Genomic DNA, 15,869 nt, shown 5'->3' on the forward strand with positions numbered 1-15,869 from the left:
AAGATTTTCACGCAAAAAGCTATTTAGAAGCGGTAAATGTTTCTTGGAATTTTGACATAAATAAGTCTTGTTCCTCTTCTACATTAAATTCTTCTACTTCAAGCGGCGGTAAATCTTCTAAACGATTTAAGCCGAAGTAATTTAAAAACTCCTTCGTTGTACCATATAAAATGGCGCGACCCGTGCCTTCTACACGTCCTACTTCTTGAATCAATAGCTTTTGATTCAACGTGTTTAGCGCGCGTTCACATTTCACGCCGCGTAAGTCTTCAATTTCTACACGCGTAATTGGCTGTTTATATGCAACAATTGCTAATACTTCAAGTGCTGCTTGCGATAAACTTTGCGCTGGCGGGTTTTCAACCAGTTTTTCAATCACATCTGCATTGTCTGTTTTTGAAATGAGTTGATATGTACCTGCTAACTCTTTCAAAGTTACCCCGCGTGATGCATCTTGATCGTAGCGGTTTTTTAATTCGATTAATGCTTCTTGCACATCAAGTTGCTCACTCTCTGTAAGTTGCGCAAGTTGTGCGAGTGTTAAGCCATCTTCACCGATCACGAACAACAAGCTCTCTACTTTACTCATCAATGTTGTCAAATTGCTCATAGTCGATGTCCTCCTCTTTCAATTGAACGAATAACTGTTCAAAATTGTTTTGTTGTTCCACGTCAATCACTTGACGTTTCATTAACTCTAATAATGATAAAAATGTGACGACAAGCGTTTCGCGGTCGTCTGCTTCAAATAAATCGGTAAATTCACAACGACCTTCTAATCGTTTTAACGTGTCGACGACGGTACGCATTTGTTGTTTCACCGATAATCCTTGTTTCGCTACGCGCGTTGATAACGGCGCACGCATTTTACGACGTTTCAACATTTTTTGGAACGCCGCGACCATATCATATACATTGACTGAAAGCTCGAATTGTAATTGCTCTTCTTTCATATATTGCGATAAGTCTGCTGGTGGACGCGTATACATTTGTACGCGCTCTTCCTCACGTTGTTGCAACGTCTGTGCTGCTTGTTTAAATTTACGGTATTCAATTAAACGTGCAACAAGTTCATCACGTGGATCGACTTCATCAACTTCAAGCTCGATATCATCTAACTCGCCTTCATGAATCGGCAGAAGCATTTTACTTTTAATTTCTAATAGCGTTGCCGCCATGACGAGATACTCGCTCGCTTCGTTTAATTCTAATACTTGCATCGCTCGCAGATGTTCCATATACTGAGCAGTAATTTCCTTCATCGGTATATCATATATATCAATTTCCAAGCGGTGAATTAAATGTAATAATAAATCTAGTGGGCCTTCAAAGGCATCTAGCTTTACTTCGTAAGACATACACATCATCCTGACAAAAATAGATTCAATCTAAAGTATAGAGGAAAGGAAGCAAAATGTACAAACGTTCTTTCGTGTTATTTTTAAGTTATTTTAATCGCAATCGTGACTACTTTGAATGTCACGAAGTTTTAGAGGAACATTGGAAAGATGTCGCGCCACGCACGCGTCATCATGAACTTGTTGGCTTCATCCAACTTGCAACAGGCATGTACCATTGGCGCAGAGGTAACTTTCGCGGCGCACGAACGATTTTCAAAAAAGCTGAACTGCATTTACGCATGCACTCATCGAGTGCTTACTATGAAGGACTTGATATGCAACAACTATTCGAAGCGCTTCATAAAAGTCGTATCGCCGTTGAATGTGAGCAGCCTTTTACACCGTTCATCATTCCAATTATAGATGAAACATTGGCGGCAGATGTCCAAGCTGTTACACTTCCTGCCGATAGCGAACATTACTTGATGCATAAACATATGCTTCGCAATCGAAGCGACGTTATTTTAGAGCGTCAACAAAGTTTATTACAAAAACAAAAACTGCGTAAGCAATAAGCTTACGCAGTTTTTCATATGTGTTATAGATGTGCATTTTCTTTTGCGATTTTCGTAGCAACATTATCGTAATATCGTTGCACGATATCACACGGTACGAGTTTACCACATGATTCTTCCGCTGCAAGCGCCGTTAACATGCTACGCCCAACGCCTTCACCACGATGTGATGGATCAACCGTAATATGGCGTACGACCCATTCTTCTGCTAACTTTTCAACACCGACAAGACCGATATAATCTTCGTCACGTTTCCATAAATAAAGTTGCCAGTTCGGGTCGCTATCGTACGTGCGAATGGTTTGCTGTAATACTTTTAAATTCTTTTCTTCTGGCATGAAAGAAAGTAGCCCCATCGCTATTTTTTCAAATGCTTTTTTATAACGATATAACATGTATGATCCCTCTTTTTTCTCGCCTCAAACTTTACTTTGACTATCCTACACGAAAAAATCGAACGATGCAACCGTATTTCCAATATTAGGAAATTTACACTAACGTATAATCTACATCTAATTTTGTTAAATCTTCATATGTTTCACGTTTTACGACTAATTGATATTGGCCATTTTCAACGAATACAACTGCTGGGCGTCCAACACGATTATAATTAGAAGCCATTGAATAACCGTACGCACCTGTACAAAACGTTGCTAAAATATCGCCTGTCTCTGCTTCTGGCAATGAAATCGTTTCAATAATTTTGTCCCCAGACTCGCACAATTTACCGGCAACTGTGTACGTTTTCGTTAAAGCTGCCGTTGCTTTGTTCGCAATAACCGCTTCATATTTAGCATCGTATAGTGCTGGGCGAATGTTATCGCTCATCCCACCATCAATTGCAATATATTCTCGTACGTTCGGTACCGTTTTATGTGAACCGATTGTGTAAAGCGTCGTACCCGCATCACCGACAAGTGAACGACCTGGCTCGATCCAAATTTCAGGCAATTCGATGCCGAATTCTGCCGCTTCTTTTTTCACGGCTTGAATCATATCGTCCACATATACAGCCGGTTCAAGCGGTGTATCTTCTTCCGTATAACGAATACCGAAACCACCACCAAGGTTTAACACGGTCGCTTCAAATTGATAGTCTTTTTTCCACTCAGCCATTTTATCGACGACTTTTTTCGCCGCTAAGCTAAATGCTTCCGTATCGAAAATTTGTGAACCGATGTGGCAATGCATCCCTTTTAGTTCTAAATATTCATGATCATACAATGCTTTAAACGCTTCATCTGCTTGTCCATTTGATAAATCGAAACCAAATTTCGAATCAGCTTGACCTGTCGTAATAAAATCATGCGTATGTGCTTCGACACCCGGTGTCACACGAATCAGAACAGCCATTTTTTGTTGGCGTTCTGTTGTCAGCTGTTTTAATAGCTCGATTTCATAAAAGTTATCAATAACGATACAACCAATTTTTGAGTCGAGCGCATACGTTAGTTCTTCAACACTTTTGTTGTTGCCATGGAAATGAATCTTGTCAGTTGGGAAGCCAGCCTTTAACGCTGTATACAATTCACCGCCAGAAACGACGTCGACCGATAAACCTTCTTGTTTTGCCACTTGGTAAATTGCAACCGTTGAAAAGGCTTTTGATGCGTACGCAACTTGTGCACGTACATTTTCCTTTTTAAACGTATCGATGAATCCGCGTGCGCGCTCGCGGAATAGTGCGATATCGTACACGAATAACGGCGTACCATATTGTTTTGCAAGTTCGATCGTATCAACGCCACCGATTGCTAAATGACCTTGTTCTGTAATTGTTTGCGTACCATATAAATGCATAAAAACTCTCCCCTAACCAAATATAGAAATATTCTGTAAATTAATTATAATCTGAACTTTATCACAATCATTCATTGAATCATAGTGATTTTTACATTTTCACACCTTTTTGCACAAAAAAAATCCTGTAAGCGCCATCACGCTTACAGGATTTAGAAATAGATTACTCTGTAATAATTTCTTCGATTAATGCTGGTACTTCAGGTTGTTCTGCAACGATCGAAATATTTGCATAAATTTTTTCAATGACTTCTTGTACGTCTTCACGGTTTGCATAGATTGTCACAAGTGATTCGCCTTCTGCAACAGCGTCACCGACTTTTTTGTTTAACATTAAACCTACAGCTAAGTCGATTTCAGACTCTTTCGTTGCACGACCAGCACCTAAAAGCATTGCGGCTGTACCGATTGCATCGGCAACGATATGACCAACGAAGCCTGCTTGTTTCGCTGGTACTTCAAATGTGTATTTCGCTTGTGGTAATAATGATGTATCATCTGCGACTGCTGGGTTACCACCTTGTGCTGCAACGAATTTTTTGAACACTTCAAGTGCTTTACCGTTCGCAATGACTTCTTGTAGTTGTGCGCGTGCATCTTCTAATGTTTCTGCATGACCTGCGACAACGACCATTTGAGAACCTAATGTTAAGCAAAGCTCTGTTAAGTCTTCTGGGCCATTTCCTTGTAATGTTTCGATCGCTTCTTTTACTTCTAAAGCATTACCGATTGCAAAGCCTAGTGGTTGGTCCATATCAGAAATAATGGCCATCGTTTTACGGCCTACTGCGTTACCAATTTTAACCATCGCTTTTGCAAGTTTAATTGAATCTTCTTTCGTTTTCATAAATGCGCCATCGCCTGTTTTAACGTCTAATACGATTGCGTCAGAACCAGCAGCGATTTTTTTACTCATAATTGAGCTAGCGATTAATGGAATGCTTGATACAGTACCTGTAACGTCGCGTAGTGCGTACAATTTTTTATCAGCAGGTGTTAAGTTACCGCTTTGACCGATAACGGCTACTTTAATATCATTTACTTGTTTTGCGAATTGTTCTGTTGAAAGCTCAACGTGGAAACCTTCGATTGCCTCTAATTTATCAATTGTGCCACCTGTGTGACCTAAACCACGACCACTCATTTTTGCAACCGGTACACCTGTTGCAGCAACTAATGGACCAAGTACTAATGTCGTTGTATCACCAACGCCGCCTGTTGAGTGTTTGTCGACTTTAATGCCTTCAATTGAAGAAAGGTCGATTTGGTCGCCTGATTCTACCATTGCCATCGTTAAGTCTGCACGTTCACGATCAGACATGTCTTGGAAGTAGATAGCCATCGCTAAGCTACTTGCTTGATAATCTGGAATCGTACCGTTCGTATATCCTTCAATAAAGAAGCGGATTTCTTCAGTTGTTAATTCTAATCCGTCGCGTTTTTTTTCAATAATATCTACCATGCGCATGGCGTAATCCCTCATTTCTTTAGATAAAAGAGGCATTTGTACTGAATCATACAAATGCCTTATATATGTTGTTTAAAATTATTTCAATTCGTTTAAGAAGCTTTCGCCAAATTGTGGTAATGTAACACCAAAGTTATCAGCAACAGTCGCACCAAGAGATGCAAATGTGTTCATTTTTGGTAATGCTTTTCCACCGTTTGTAAAACGTTTTGAGTAAGCAATTAATGGTACAAATTCACGTGTGTGGTCTGTACCTGGGAATGTTGGATCGTTACCGTGGTCAGCTGTAATAAGTAATAAATCGTCTTCTTGCATATCGTTTAATACTTCTGGTAAGCGACGATCGAATTCTTCTAATGCTTCACCGTAACCAAGTGGATCACGACGGTGACCGTAAGAAGCGTCAAAATCAACTAAGTTCAAGAATGATAAACCGTGGAAATCACGTTTTACGACTTCTACTAATTTATCCATGCCGTCTGTGTTGTCTTTCGTACGAATGGCTTCTGTAACACCTTCACCGTTGTAAATATCAGAAATTTTACCAAGTGCGATGACATCTAAATTCGCATCTTTTAATTCGTTCATTACTGTACGACCGAAGGGTTTTAACGCATAGTCATGACGATTTGATGTACGTGTAAAGTTCCCTGGTTCACCAACGAATGGACGGGCAATAACACGACCGACAAGGAATTCTGGTTTTTGTGTAATTTCGCGTGCGATTTCACAAATTTTATATAATTCATCTAGTGGTACGATGTCTTCGTGTGCCGCAATTTGAAGTACTGGGTCAGCAGATGTGTAAACGATAATGGCACCTGTTTCCATGTGCTCTTTACCGTAGTCTTCAATCACTTCTGTACCTGAGTAAGGTAAGTTACATAACACTTTACGACCTGTACGTGCTTCTAGTTCATCTAATAATGCTTTTGGGAAACCTTCTGGGTACACTTTAAATGGTTTATCAATGTTTAAGCCCATGATTTCCCAGTGACCTGTCATCGTATCTTTACCGACAGATGCTTCTTGCATGTAGCCGAAATACGCTTCAGGTTTTTCAACACTCGTCATACCTTGTAAATCTTCTAAGTTTAAAAGACCTCGAATGTTTGTATAACCGAGGCGTTCCATGTTTGGCATGTTAAGCCCTTTCATTTCTTGTGCGATGTGCCCTAAAGTATCAGCGCCTACATCGTTAAAGTTTGCTGCGTCTGGGGCTTCGCCGATGCCGACAGAGTCCATAACGATTACGTGAATACGTTTAAATGGTTTCATATAATGAACCCTCCTATCAATATATCTATCATATCAAATTTCGTCGAAAAATAAACGTCAGACCTCTGACTTTTCTAAAAAATTATGCGCGAGGATGATGCGCTTTATACACTTCTCTTAGACGTGTTTTACTAATATGGGTATAAATTTGTGTTGTGGAAATATCTGCATGGCCAAGTAGCTCCTGCACTGCACGTAAGTCTGCCCCGTTTTCGATGAGATGCGTAGCAAAGCTATGACGTAAAATATGAGGTGTCATCCCTTCAATACCCACTTTTTGTGCATACGCTTTTAACAGTTTCCATACGCCCTGTCTCGTTAATCTCTTACCCCTTTGGTTCAAAAACAAAGCCTCGCTTCGTTGGCCCGGTTTTTCTAGATGGAAACGGCCCTCATTTAAGTACCTTTGACATGCTTCAATTGCTTGACGTCCAAGTGGCACAATACGTTCCTTCCCACCTTTACCGAATACGCGCACGAATCCCATCGTCAAATGCACATCATCAACATTTAAATCGATACATTCTGAAATACGCATACCCGTTGCATACAATAACTCTAGCATCGCTCGGTCTCGAATATTGACCGGTGGTTTCGCATGAGCTGTTTGCGCAATGAGCTGATCGACTTGTGCAATCGTCAACACTTCTGGTAACTTTTGTTCGATTTTCGGTAATTCTAAATGAACAGTCGGATCATTTGCACAACGTTTTTCTCGTAACAAAAACTGATGAAACGAACGAATCGCTGAAATGTGACGTGAGACAGTACGCGCAGATTTTCCTGAAGCGCGCATTTCTTTTAAATGTAGTAAAATATGTAGTCTTTCAATGTCATCGAAATGTTTCAGCTGTTGTGTCGTAAATAGATGTGTCATATATAGCGTTAAATCGCGACGATACGATACGAGCGTATTGTCAGCAAGTTGGCGCTCCACACGTAAAAAGTGAATATAATCATCTAGCGCATCTATGAGTTGTTGTTCCATGTCTATTCCTCCTAACGAAAAAAAGGACAGCAATTGCTATCCTCTTTTTAAGCTATAAACTTTTCACAATTCTTATTGTCGCTTATACCAATAAGAAGTTATTCAGCATCTTCGTTTGCGTGACGTTCATTACAACGCCAGCAAATGCCATGAAATGTTAAACGGTGGTCTTTCACTTTAAAGTTCCAGCGTTTTTCAACGACTGCCTCGACATCTTCAAGTAAGTCTTCTTGAATTTCATCTACGGCGCCACATTCGATACAAACAAGGTGATGGTGGAAGTGAGCTGCCCCTTCTTGACGAAGGTCATAGCGAGAAACTCCGTCACCGAAGTTGATTTTATCGACGATTTTAAGCTCTGTTAAAAGCTCTAACGTACGATATACTGTCGCTAGCCCAATTTCCGGTGCCTTTTCTTTAACGAGTAAATACACATCTTCAGCACTGAGGTGATCTTCTTCGTTTTCAAGTAGCACGCGTACCGTTGCTTCACGTTGCGGCGTCAGTTTATAGCTCGCACCATGTAATTGTTTTTTAATACGATCAATACGGCTCTCCATTTGACGCCCCCCTAAACTGTTCTCATTATACCAAAATATAAATTGTATTTTCAATACGTGTTGATGTTTTTAAATTAGAATAATTATTATTTGATATTTATTACAAAATGATTTTCATTTAGTAATAGCTTCATGCACTATATTAGCGAAATATCATAAAAAATCAACTATTTTCTCTTTATCAATGAACTTCTATATTATAATGATTCTATTTACGTAATTGATTGTGTAACCACATTACGGCAATAATTGTCTTCGCATCACAAATCGCACCTTGCGCCATCAGTTGTTGCGCTTCTTCTAATGTTACTGCTTTCACTTCGACAAATTCATCGTCATCTAAGCTTGCTGGATTGTCGATTTTGAAAATATTACGCGCGACAAAAATATGTACAACTTCATCGCAAAAGCCAGGAGACGTCACAACTTCTTGTAAATACGTTAAGTTTTGTGTGCCATATCCTGTTTCTTCTTCTAATTCACGTAGCGCACAAACTGTTAGTTCTTCCCCCGGTTCAATTTTGCCGGCCGGAATTTCTACAATAGTACGTTCTAACGCTTTACGATATTGTTCGACGACGATTAGCTTGCCGTCTGCTGTTATCGGAATAATACCGACTGCCCCGGGGTGTTTCACGATTTCACGTGTTGATTGTTCACCGTTTGGTAAGCGCACGGTATCAACTTGCACTTGAATAACGCGGCCTTCAAAAATTGGCTCGGTCATGATTGTTTTTTCTTCGAATTTCATCACTTTTTTCTCCTATCATTTTCCTTTTGTTGTTATTCATTGTACCATGTTTTAGAAGGAGGCGTTTTATATGCGCACAAGAAAATTAGGACAAAGTGAATTACATATTTCAGAGATTGGTTTCGGCTGTATGTCATTGCCGACCGACTTACAAGCAGCACGCTATATGATTGATGCGGCTGTAGATTACGGTATTAATTATTTCGATACCGCCGACTTATACGATAAAGGTGTCAATGAACAAATCGTCGGTGAAGCATTAAAAGAAAAACGTCGCGATATTTACATCGCCTCAAAAGTTGGCAACGTCTGGAATGAAGATGGCGAAACGTGGCATTGGGACGCTTCTCGTACACATATAATAGAAGGTTTTAAAGAAAGCTTACGTCGCCTGCAAACAGATTACCTTGATTTTTATCAACTGCATGGTGGTACACTCGATGACCAATTCGAAGAAATTACAGATGCATTTGAGCAATTGAAAAAAGAAGGTTTGATTCGCGCATACGGTATTTCATCGATTCGACCAAATGTCATTAAAACATTTTTACCGATGAGCGAAGCAGCTGGCGTCATGATGCAATATAGCGCGCTTGACCGTCGCCCTGAAGAATATTTCGATTACATTCAATCACAAGGTGCTTCTGTCGTAACACGTGGCACAGTGGCAAAAGGATTGCTTACAAACGATTGGCAACGACGTCTTGAAAAACAAAACGGCTATTTAACGTATACACAGCAAGAACTAGCCGATACACTATCCAATATCGCCGCACAACAGCCAGATGTTTTAACAACTGCCCTTAGCTATAACTTAGCGCATGACGCGGTAGCGAGTGTCATCGTCGGCGCGTCAAGCATCGAACAATTACAACAAAACATGCAAGCATATGAACGCATCACACCTGATTTTGATGCGACTGTTATTCAACAACTAACGAAACAAGACCGTTATACAGCACACCGCGATTAAACGCGATTAAAAAAGGAGCACCGCTATTTGCAGTGCTCCTTTTGCTATTATTTTTTTGAACCTGTATCGCCAAAACCATATTCATCTAATAACTCAGCGAAAGACATATTTTTCTCACGTTGTTTTTTCTCTTTTGCAGCGCGTTCTTTTGCTGCTTGTTTTTTCGCTGCTTCTTGATCTTCTAACTCTTTTTTTGTATTTTTTAGTTGCGCTAATAAGTCGCCGCCTAATTGATCTGCCAATGTTAATGTATCGTCATTTTGCTTTTGCTTACCAGCTTGTGCTTGACGTTGTTGTTTTTTAGCCATGTAAAACAGCCTCCTATAAAAATAGCTACCGCAACGTCTCAATCGCTCGAGGTGTTAGGTAGCTGTTTTATTATTTCTTTTTATTTTTTTTGCTCAGTTGTTGATCTGTTGCTTTGTTCATTTGAGCCATTACTTGACGTACTTGTTTTTCAGATGGTTTACGACCCATTTGAGTCATCATCATACGAAGCATATCTTCATTGACTGGTGGATTTTCTTTAAGGTATTTCATCATGTATTGACGAGCCATAAAGAAACCGCCAACAGCACCCACAATAAGGGCCACAATGATTAGAATGATAGCTAATGCTGTATTCACGCTGTTTCCTCCTCTATTTCGCATAACGAGATAAATCTCTCCGAAGGTCATTATACAATAAAACACGCGTCGTTACTACCTTTTGATTTATTTCCACCGATGCAATCCGTCCATTTTCTTCTTTTTGTCAGAAAATGAATTCGAAAACAAAAAGAGGCTGGGACAAAACATTTCATTTTCATTTTTTAGCGTTCGCAACAAAAAACCGGAACCGCGCCACAGCGCGATCCCGGTTTTTTTATGCTCATTTGAGATGGTGTTTTTACACTTATGTCCCAGCCTCTTTTATGAGCAAGGATTGTACGATTATAGCGCTTTTACTTTTGCTACTACGTTTTCAACTGTGAAGCCGTATTCTTCAATGACTTTGTTACCAGGCGCTGAAGCACCGAATGTGTCAATTGCAAGAACGTCGCCTTCGAAGCCAACGTATTTATGCCAACCGAATGATGCAGCCATTTCGATTGCTAAACGTTTTGTAACAGCTTTTGGTAAAACAGATTCTTTATACGCTGCATCTTGTTTATCGAAACGTGCCATATCTGGCATAGAAACGACTTGTGCGTCGATACCTTCTGTTGCTAATGCTGCTTTCGCTTCTACAGCTAAGCCTACTTCAGAACCAGTTGCGATTAAAATAACATCTGGTGTTTCTTTTGTAGATGCTGCGACAACGTAAGCACCTTTTGCAACGCCTGCGTATACGTCTTCTTTTGCAACGTCAAGTACTGGTAAGTTTTGACGAGAAAGGACTAATGCAGTTGGTGTTGTTTCTGATTCTAATGCAAGTTTCCAAGCTGCTGCTGATTCGTTTGCATCTGCTGGACGAATAACAGATAAGTTTGGCATTGCACGTAATGCTGCTAAGTGCTCTATTGGTTCATGTGTTGGACCATCTTCACCGACAGCAATTGAATCATGTGTGAACACGTATGTTACTGGTAAGCCCATAAGTGCTGATAAACGTACTGCTGGACGTACGTAGTCAGAGAATACGAAGAACGTACCGCCGAATACATTTAAACCACCGTGTAGTGCCATACCGTTAAGTGCTGCACCCATTGCGAATTCACGTACACCGAACCAAATGTTGCGGCCTTCTGGTGTTGCTTTAGAGAAGTCACCTGCACCTTTGATTGTCGTTTTGTTAGAACCTGCAAGGTCAGCAGAACCACCGAAGAATGATGGCACAGCTTTTGCAATCGCATTGATTACTTCACCTGAAGAAGAACGCGTTGCAACTGATTTACCAGCTTCGTACACAGGGAAATCTGCATCGAAGTTTTCTGGTAATTTACCAGCGATGGCATTTTCAAGTTGTGTCGCAAGTTCAGGGAATTCAGCTTTGTAGCCCTCGAATAATTCATTCCAAGCGTTTTCAGCGTCTGTACCGTGTACTTGTGCTGCATCATTGAATGTTTTGTAAACTTCTTCTGGCACGAAGAAATCTTCACCTTCCCATGCGTACGCTTGTTTTGTTAATAACACTTCATCTTTACCTAGTGGAGCGCCGTGAGAATCTGATTTACCAGATTTATTTGGTGAGCCGAAGCCAATAACCGTTTTGATTTCAATTAAAGTTGGTTGACCTTTATGTGCTTTTGCTTGTTCGATTGCAGTGTTAATAGCTTCTACATCTGTACCGTCTTCTACTAAAATGTAGTTCCAGTTGTATGCTTTGAAGCGTGCTGCAGTGTCATCAGAGAATGATTTGTTTAAATCACCATCTAATGAGATGTCGTTACTATCGTATAATACGATCAGTTTTTCTAGACCTAAGTGACCTGCTAGTGAAGCTGCTTCTGCTGAAACACCTTCCATTAAGTCACCATCGCCACATAATGTGAATGTGTAGTGATCGACTACATTGTAGTTTGGCTTGTTGTAAGTAGCTGCTAAATGCGCTTCTGCCATTGCCATACCGACAGCCATAGAGATCCCTTGGCCTAGTGGACCAGTCGTTGCTTCTACGCCAGCTGTGTGACGGAATTCTGGGTGACCAGGTGTTTTAGAGCCCCATTGACGGAAGTTTTTAATTTCTTCCATTTCAAGACCGTAACCACCTAAATGCAGTAGGCTATAAAGAAGCATAGAGCCATGACCTGCTGATAAAACGAAACGATCGCGGTTAAACCAAGTAGGATTTTTTGGATTGTGTTGCATTTGTTTTGTCCAAAGCGTGTAAGCCATTGGAGCAGCCCCCATTGGTAAACCAGGGTGACCTGAGTTTGCTTTTTCAATCGCATCGATTGATAAAGTACGAATCGTATTAATTGCTAACTGATCTGCTTGTTGCGTCATTGTAATATAGACATCCTTTCTACATAAGCAAAATATTTGTACTACCTACAGTCTAGTCAATAATCTCCGAGAATACAATGATTTTTCAACTTAATGTAAGCGCTACGAAAAAATATTTCAATTTTCAAATAACTTTTCATCTAAAAACTTTCTTTTCAACCATTAAAAAACAGCAGACGTCCGACAACGTCTGCTGTTTTACTAGTTTAAGCGGTTCATGCGCGCTTTAATTTCTTGCACTTGTTTTAACTTATCTGGTGTTACATCATTACCGTCTGGGTCCATTACGCGTACATTTTCAATTGTACGACGCATGTTGCCGCGGAATGCTTGTAAATATTCTTGACGAAGTGCAGATTGTTCTTTTGCTTCTTCTTGTGTTAAAGTGCCCGCTTTTTTCTTTTTCGCTAATTCGTTAATACGTTTAATTTTTGCTTGTGATAACATATTTGTCTTCCCTTCATAACTCTCTATTACAAAGGTATGCAAAATCTTGATTAAACGCAAGTATTTCGCCTTTATTTATTCGTTACAACCCGTATTTTTTCATCGGTTGTGGACGCGGCTGGCACATTTAATTGATCGCCCACAAACAATAAGTCTCTTGAGAGTTGATTGTGACGCTTTACAGTTGCAATCCATTCATCTCTCGCCATCGTTCCTTTATATTGTTCTGCTAATGTCCAAAGTGTATCGCCTTCTTTTACTTCGATCGTACTCATCGGTTGTGGCGTCATCCACGCAACTGTGATGGCAAATACACTATAAAGAAATAACATCATTAATGAGAGCATAAGTCCATTATGCTTGAGCCATTGCATTCGTTTATCACCCTTTCGAATGTATGTTCGGAGTATATGTCCCTATTCTAATACGAACATACATTCGTGTCAACGCAATTTCTCGAACTTACGTTTGCATTGTTTGTTCGCATTTGTTATACTCTACAATAAATTAAGGGTAGAATAGGTGAGGTGAAATTAAATGAAGAAAGTGTCGAAACGACAAGAAGATATTTTAGCTTTTATTAAAGCGGAAGTTCGTTCGAAAGGTTATCCACCTTCAGTCCGCGAAATCGGTGAAGCAGTAGGTCTTGCTTCAAGCTCTACAGTCCACGGACATTTAGCTAGACTTGAAAGTAAAGGCTTAATCCGTCGAGATCCGACGAAACCTCGTGCCATTGAAGTGTTAGATCCGTTAGAAGATCGCGTCTCAAAACATGCCGTCATGCATGTACCACTTGTTGGGAAAGTAACAGCGGGTATGCCAATTACAGCGATTGAAAATATTGAAGAATATTTCCCAATCCCTTCTTCTTACGGTACGAGTGACGACCATATTTTTATGTTAGAAATTATGGGTGACTCGATGATTGAAGCTGGTATTCTAAATGGTGATTATGTCATCGTCAAACAACAATCAACAGCTGATAACGGTGATATCGTCGTTGCGATGACAAAGGAAAATGAAGCAACGGTGAAACGTTTCTATAAAGAAGCACATCATTTCCGCTTACAACCAGAAAATGCAACGATGCAACCGATCATCGTCGATCAAGTGTCGGTACTCGGTAAAGTCGTCGGTTTATATCGTAACGTTATGTAAAAGCGACAAGCAGCGCCTATATGGTTGCTGCTTCTTTTTTAATTTAACACTTCAATGCATAAAAGCGCTGAATTGCGAAAGTTTTTTTGTGACTTTCGACAATTCTCACCAATATTTCGACAAACAAATTGACGGTTATGTCTTTAATGTTTAGAATTTTTATATAATTAAAAGAATAGAGTGTAAAATTATATGACAAATTCATTATTCCGCAAAAAATCAATTGCGGCTTTTAAAGCACATGATCAAGGCCAGCTAACGCAAACGTTAGGCGCCTTCGACTTAATGCTTCTAGGTGTCGGTGCGATTGTCGGTACAGGTATTTTTATTTTGCCTGGTACGATAGCAGCTGAACACGCTGGCCCTGGGATCGTTTTTTCATTTATTATTGCAGCCATCGTTTGCGCCTTCGCTGCGATGTGTTACTCCGAATTCGCCTCTGCCATTCCAGTAACAGGTAGTGCTTATACGTACTCATATGTTGTATTCGGTGAATTCATCGCTTGGCTTATCGGTTGGTCACTCGTATTAGAATATGGCTTAGCTGTTGCAGCCGTATCGACGGGTTGGTCGGCTTACTTCGTATCATTTTTAGAAGGCTTTAATATTCATTTACCGAAAGTACTAACAGGTTCCTTTAATCTAGACGCCGGCACGTATATTAATTTACCTGCCATCATTATCATTTTCTTAATTGCGATGATGTTAACAAAAGGGGTGAAAGAATCTGCTCGTTTAAATACGATCATGGTTTTCATCAAAGTAGGTGTCGTATTACTATTTATTATCGTCGGTGCATTTTACGTAAAACCTGATAACTGGGCACCATTTACACCATTTGGCTTTAGCGGTGTCTTATCTGGCGCAGCTTTAGTATTTTTCGCTTTCCTCGGCTTCGATGCTGTATCGTCAGCTGCAGAAGAAGTGAAAAAACCTCAGCGTAATATGCCTCTTGGTATTATCGGTTCACTTGCGATTTGTACGGTGTTATACGTACTCGTATCACTCGTACTAACAGGAATGGTGCCATATACAGATTTAAATGTTGGCAACCCTGTCAGCTTCGCGATGTCAATCGTTCATCTTGATTGGGTATCAGGCTTTATTTCACTTGGTGCTATCGTTGGCATGACAACTGTTATTTTAGTTATGTTGTACGGTTCAACACGTTTAAGCTACTCATTTGCACGTGACGGCTTATTGCCGAAAGTAATGAGTGACATTGATGAAAAACACCATACACCTGTAAAAAATACATGGATTACAGCAGTGATTATTGCCATCTGCGCAGGCTTTATTCCGTTAGATCAGCTAGCTGCCCTCGTCAATATGGGGACATTATTAGCATTCACAGTTGTATCACTCGGCGTATTATTTTTACGCAAACGTAAAGACTTACCAAAAGATCGCTTTAAAGTCCCATTCTTCCCGATCGTACCAATCATTTCATTCATATTATGTATTTTCTTAATTACACAATTAACGCCATATACGTGGATTGCTGCAGCGATTTGGATTGTCATCGGTATTATCATTTACTTCTTATATGGACGTAAACATAGTTCTCTTAATCAGTAAATGACAAGGAAACCATTCATCTGGT

At 40.0% G+C, this 15,869-nt stretch carries 18 protein-coding genes; 4 read left to right on the forward strand and 14 right to left on the reverse strand.

The annotated features are described in order from the left end of the window. Nucleotides 1–19: 19 nt before the first annotated feature. Together scpB and KMHG_RS01365 are read right to left on the reverse strand one after the other, a co-directional pair. Entirely contained in the window at nt 20–610 is a 591-nt protein-coding gene (gene scpB, locus KMHG_RS01360) for an SMC-Scp complex subunit ScpB (RefSeq protein ID WP_010286165.1), read from the reverse strand. Next, the gene (locus tag KMHG_RS01365) at nt 582–1,358 is read right to left on the reverse strand and encodes a segregation/condensation protein A (protein WP_010286169.1); all 777 of its coding nucleotides are present in this window, start codon (nt 1,356–1,358) and stop codon (nt 582–584) included. The genes scpB and KMHG_RS01365 overlap by 29 nt, the downstream gene beginning before the upstream one ends. Before the next feature lie 56 nt (nt 1,359–1,414). Between KMHG_RS01365 and KMHG_RS01370 the strand changes: the two genes are divergently transcribed. After that, entirely contained in the window at nt 1,415–1,915 is a 501-nt protein-coding gene (locus KMHG_RS01370) for a DUF309 domain-containing protein (RefSeq protein WP_010286171.1), read from the forward strand. Between the two features lie 23 nt (nt 1,916–1,938). Here the strand turns inward: KMHG_RS01370 and KMHG_RS01375 are convergent, their stop codons facing one another. From KMHG_RS01375 to KMHG_RS01405, 7 genes are all read right to left on the reverse strand, one after another. Continuing rightward, nucleotides 1,939–2,310, reverse strand: coding sequence for a GNAT family N-acetyltransferase (locus KMHG_RS01375; protein WP_010286173.1), 372 nt, complete (start codon nt 2,308–2,310; stop codon nt 1,939–1,941). A gap of 94 nt (nt 2,311–2,404) precedes the next feature. After that, nucleotides 2,405–3,715 carry a diaminopimelate decarboxylase gene (lysA, locus tag KMHG_RS01380; protein ID WP_010286175.1) on the reverse strand — a complete coding sequence of 437 codons (1,311 nt, stop codon included), beginning with the start codon at nt 3,713–3,715 and terminating at the stop codon, nt 2,405–2,407. A gap of 163 nt (nt 3,716–3,878) precedes the next feature. Further along, nucleotides 3,879–5,183, reverse strand: a complete 1,305-nt coding sequence (locus KMHG_RS01385) for a pyrimidine-nucleoside phosphorylase (protein WP_010286177.1) — start codon at nt 5,181–5,183, stop codon at nt 3,879–3,881. A gap of 78 nt (nt 5,184–5,261) precedes the next feature. Then, entirely contained in the window at nt 5,262–6,461 is a 1,200-nt protein-coding gene (gene deoB / locus KMHG_RS01390; protein ID WP_010286178.1) for a phosphopentomutase, read from the reverse strand. 82 nt (nt 6,462–6,543) lie between these two features. After that, nucleotides 6,544–7,449, reverse strand: coding sequence for a site-specific tyrosine recombinase XerD (gene xerD, locus KMHG_RS01395; RefSeq protein WP_010286180.1), 906 nt, complete (start codon nt 7,447–7,449; stop codon nt 6,544–6,546). Nucleotides 7,450–7,547: 98 nt separating this feature from the next. Beyond that, nucleotides 7,548–8,009, reverse strand: a complete 462-nt coding sequence (gene fur, locus KMHG_RS01400) for a ferric iron uptake transcriptional regulator (protein ID WP_010286185.1) — start codon at nt 8,007–8,009, stop codon at nt 7,548–7,550. A 208-nt stretch (nt 8,010–8,217) separates the two neighbouring features. Further along, nucleotides 8,218–8,763 carry an NUDIX domain-containing protein gene (locus KMHG_RS01405; protein ID WP_026021967.1) on the reverse strand — a complete coding sequence of 182 codons (546 nt, stop codon included), beginning with the start codon at nt 8,761–8,763 and terminating at the stop codon, nt 8,218–8,220. Nucleotides 8,764–8,830: 67 nt separating this feature from the next. Between KMHG_RS01405 and KMHG_RS01410 the strand changes: the two genes are divergently transcribed. Continuing rightward, nucleotides 8,831–9,733 (forward strand): aldo/keto reductase, encoded by a 903-nt coding sequence (locus tag KMHG_RS01410; protein WP_010286190.1) that lies wholly within the window; start codon nt 8,831–8,833, stop codon nt 9,731–9,733. 47 nt (nt 9,734–9,780) lie between these two features. Here the strand turns inward: KMHG_RS01410 and KMHG_RS01415 are convergent, their stop codons facing one another. The 5 genes from KMHG_RS01415 to yneA all read right to left on the reverse strand — a co-directional run bounded on the left by KMHG_RS01415 (nt 9,781) and on the right by yneA (nt 13,482). Continuing rightward, nucleotides 9,781–10,041, reverse strand: coding sequence for a YqkE family protein (locus KMHG_RS01415; protein WP_010286192.1), 261 nt, complete (start codon nt 10,039–10,041; stop codon nt 9,781–9,783). 70 nt (nt 10,042–10,111) lie between these two features. Then, on the reverse strand, nt 10,112–10,414 hold the full coding sequence (locus KMHG_RS01420) for a YneF family protein (RefSeq protein ID WP_500683856.1): 303 nt from the start codon (nt 10,412–10,414) through the stop codon (nt 10,112–10,114). 252 nt (nt 10,415–10,666) lie between these two features. Further along, nucleotides 10,667–12,661, reverse strand: coding sequence for a transketolase (tkt, locus tag KMHG_RS01425; RefSeq protein ID WP_010286194.1), 1,995 nt, complete (start codon nt 12,659–12,661; stop codon nt 10,667–10,669). A gap of 201 nt (nt 12,662–12,862) precedes the next feature. Then, nucleotides 12,863–13,108: a DUF896 domain-containing protein gene (locus KMHG_RS01430; protein WP_010286195.1), complete on the reverse strand. Its 246-nt coding sequence runs from the start codon at nt 13,106–13,108 to the stop codon at nt 12,863–12,865. Nucleotides 13,109–13,179: 71 nt separating this feature from the next. Further along, nucleotides 13,180–13,482: a cell division suppressor protein YneA gene (gene yneA, locus KMHG_RS01435; RefSeq protein WP_010286196.1), complete on the reverse strand. Its 303-nt coding sequence runs from the start codon at nt 13,480–13,482 to the stop codon at nt 13,180–13,182. A 163-nt stretch (nt 13,483–13,645) separates the two neighbouring features. Here yneA and lexA point away from each other — a divergent pair, with 163 nt between their 5' ends. Together lexA and bcaP are read left to right on the forward strand one after the other, a co-directional pair. Next, nucleotides 13,646–14,266, forward strand: a complete 621-nt coding sequence (lexA, locus tag KMHG_RS01440; protein ID WP_010286197.1) for a transcriptional repressor LexA — start codon at nt 13,646–13,648, stop codon at nt 14,264–14,266. A 192-nt stretch (nt 14,267–14,458) separates the two neighbouring features. After that, nucleotides 14,459–15,844, forward strand: a complete 1,386-nt coding sequence (bcaP, locus tag KMHG_RS01445) for a branched-chain amino acid transporter BcaP (protein WP_010286198.1) — start codon at nt 14,459–14,461, stop codon at nt 15,842–15,844. Nucleotides 15,845–15,869: the final 25 nt, after the last annotated feature.

The organism is Kurthia massiliensis (assembly GCF_000285555.1).
GTDB classification, from domain to species: Bacteria; Bacillota; Bacilli; order Bacillales_A; family Planococcaceae; genus Kurthia; species Kurthia massiliensis.

Excerpts from the sequence above, each read along its gene's own strand:
- KMHG_RS01365 (WP_010286169.1), bottom strand. The coding sequence starts at position 1,358 with ATGTCTTACGAAGTAAAGCTAGATGCCTTTGAAGGCCCACTAGATTTA.
- KMHG_RS01410 (WP_010286190.1), top strand. The coding sequence starts at position 8,831 with ATGCGCACAAGAAAATTAGGACAAAGTGAATTACATATTTCAGAGATT.
- deoB (WP_010286178.1), bottom strand. The coding sequence starts at position 6,461 with ATGAAACCATTTAAACGTATTCACGTAATCGTTATGGACTCTGTCGGC.
- KMHG_RS01415 (WP_010286192.1), bottom strand. The coding sequence starts at position 10,041 with ATGGCTAAAAAACAACAACGTCAAGCACAAGCTGGTAAGCAAAAGCAA.
- bcaP (WP_010286198.1), top strand. The coding sequence starts at position 14,459 with ATGACAAATTCATTATTCCGCAAAAAATCAATTGCGGCTTTTAAAGCA.
- KMHG_RS01370 (WP_010286171.1), top strand. The coding sequence starts at position 1,415 with ATGTACAAACGTTCTTTCGTGTTATTTTTAAGTTATTTTAATCGCAAT.
- KMHG_RS01385 (WP_010286177.1), bottom strand. The coding sequence starts at position 5,183 with ATGCGCATGGTAGATATTATTGAAAAAAAACGCGACGGATTAGAATTA.
- fur (WP_010286185.1), bottom strand. The coding sequence starts at position 8,009 with ATGGAGAGCCGTATTGATCGTATTAAAAAACAATTACATGGTGCGAGC.
- scpB (WP_010286165.1), bottom strand. The coding sequence starts at position 610 with ATGAGCAATTTGACAACATTGATGAGTAAAGTAGAGAGCTTGTTGTTC.
- lexA (WP_010286197.1), top strand. The coding sequence starts at position 13,646 with ATGAAGAAAGTGTCGAAACGACAAGAAGATATTTTAGCTTTTATTAAA.
- KMHG_RS01430 (WP_010286195.1), bottom strand. The coding sequence starts at position 13,108 with ATGTTATCACAAGCAAAAATTAAACGTATTAACGAATTAGCGAAAAAG.
- lysA (WP_010286175.1), bottom strand. The coding sequence starts at position 3,715 with ATGCATTTATATGGTACGCAAACAATTACAGAACAAGGTCATTTAGCA.
- KMHG_RS01375 (WP_010286173.1), bottom strand. The coding sequence starts at position 2,310 with ATGTTATATCGTTATAAAAAAGCATTTGAAAAAATAGCGATGGGGCTA.
- xerD (WP_010286180.1), bottom strand. The coding sequence starts at position 7,449 with ATGGAACAACAACTCATAGATGCGCTAGATGATTATATTCACTTTTTA.
- tkt (WP_010286194.1), bottom strand. The coding sequence starts at position 12,661 with ATGACGCAACAAGCAGATCAGTTAGCAATTAATACGATTCGTACTTTA.
- yneA (WP_010286196.1), bottom strand. The coding sequence starts at position 13,482 with ATGCAATGGCTCAAGCATAATGGACTTATGCTCTCATTAATGATGTTA.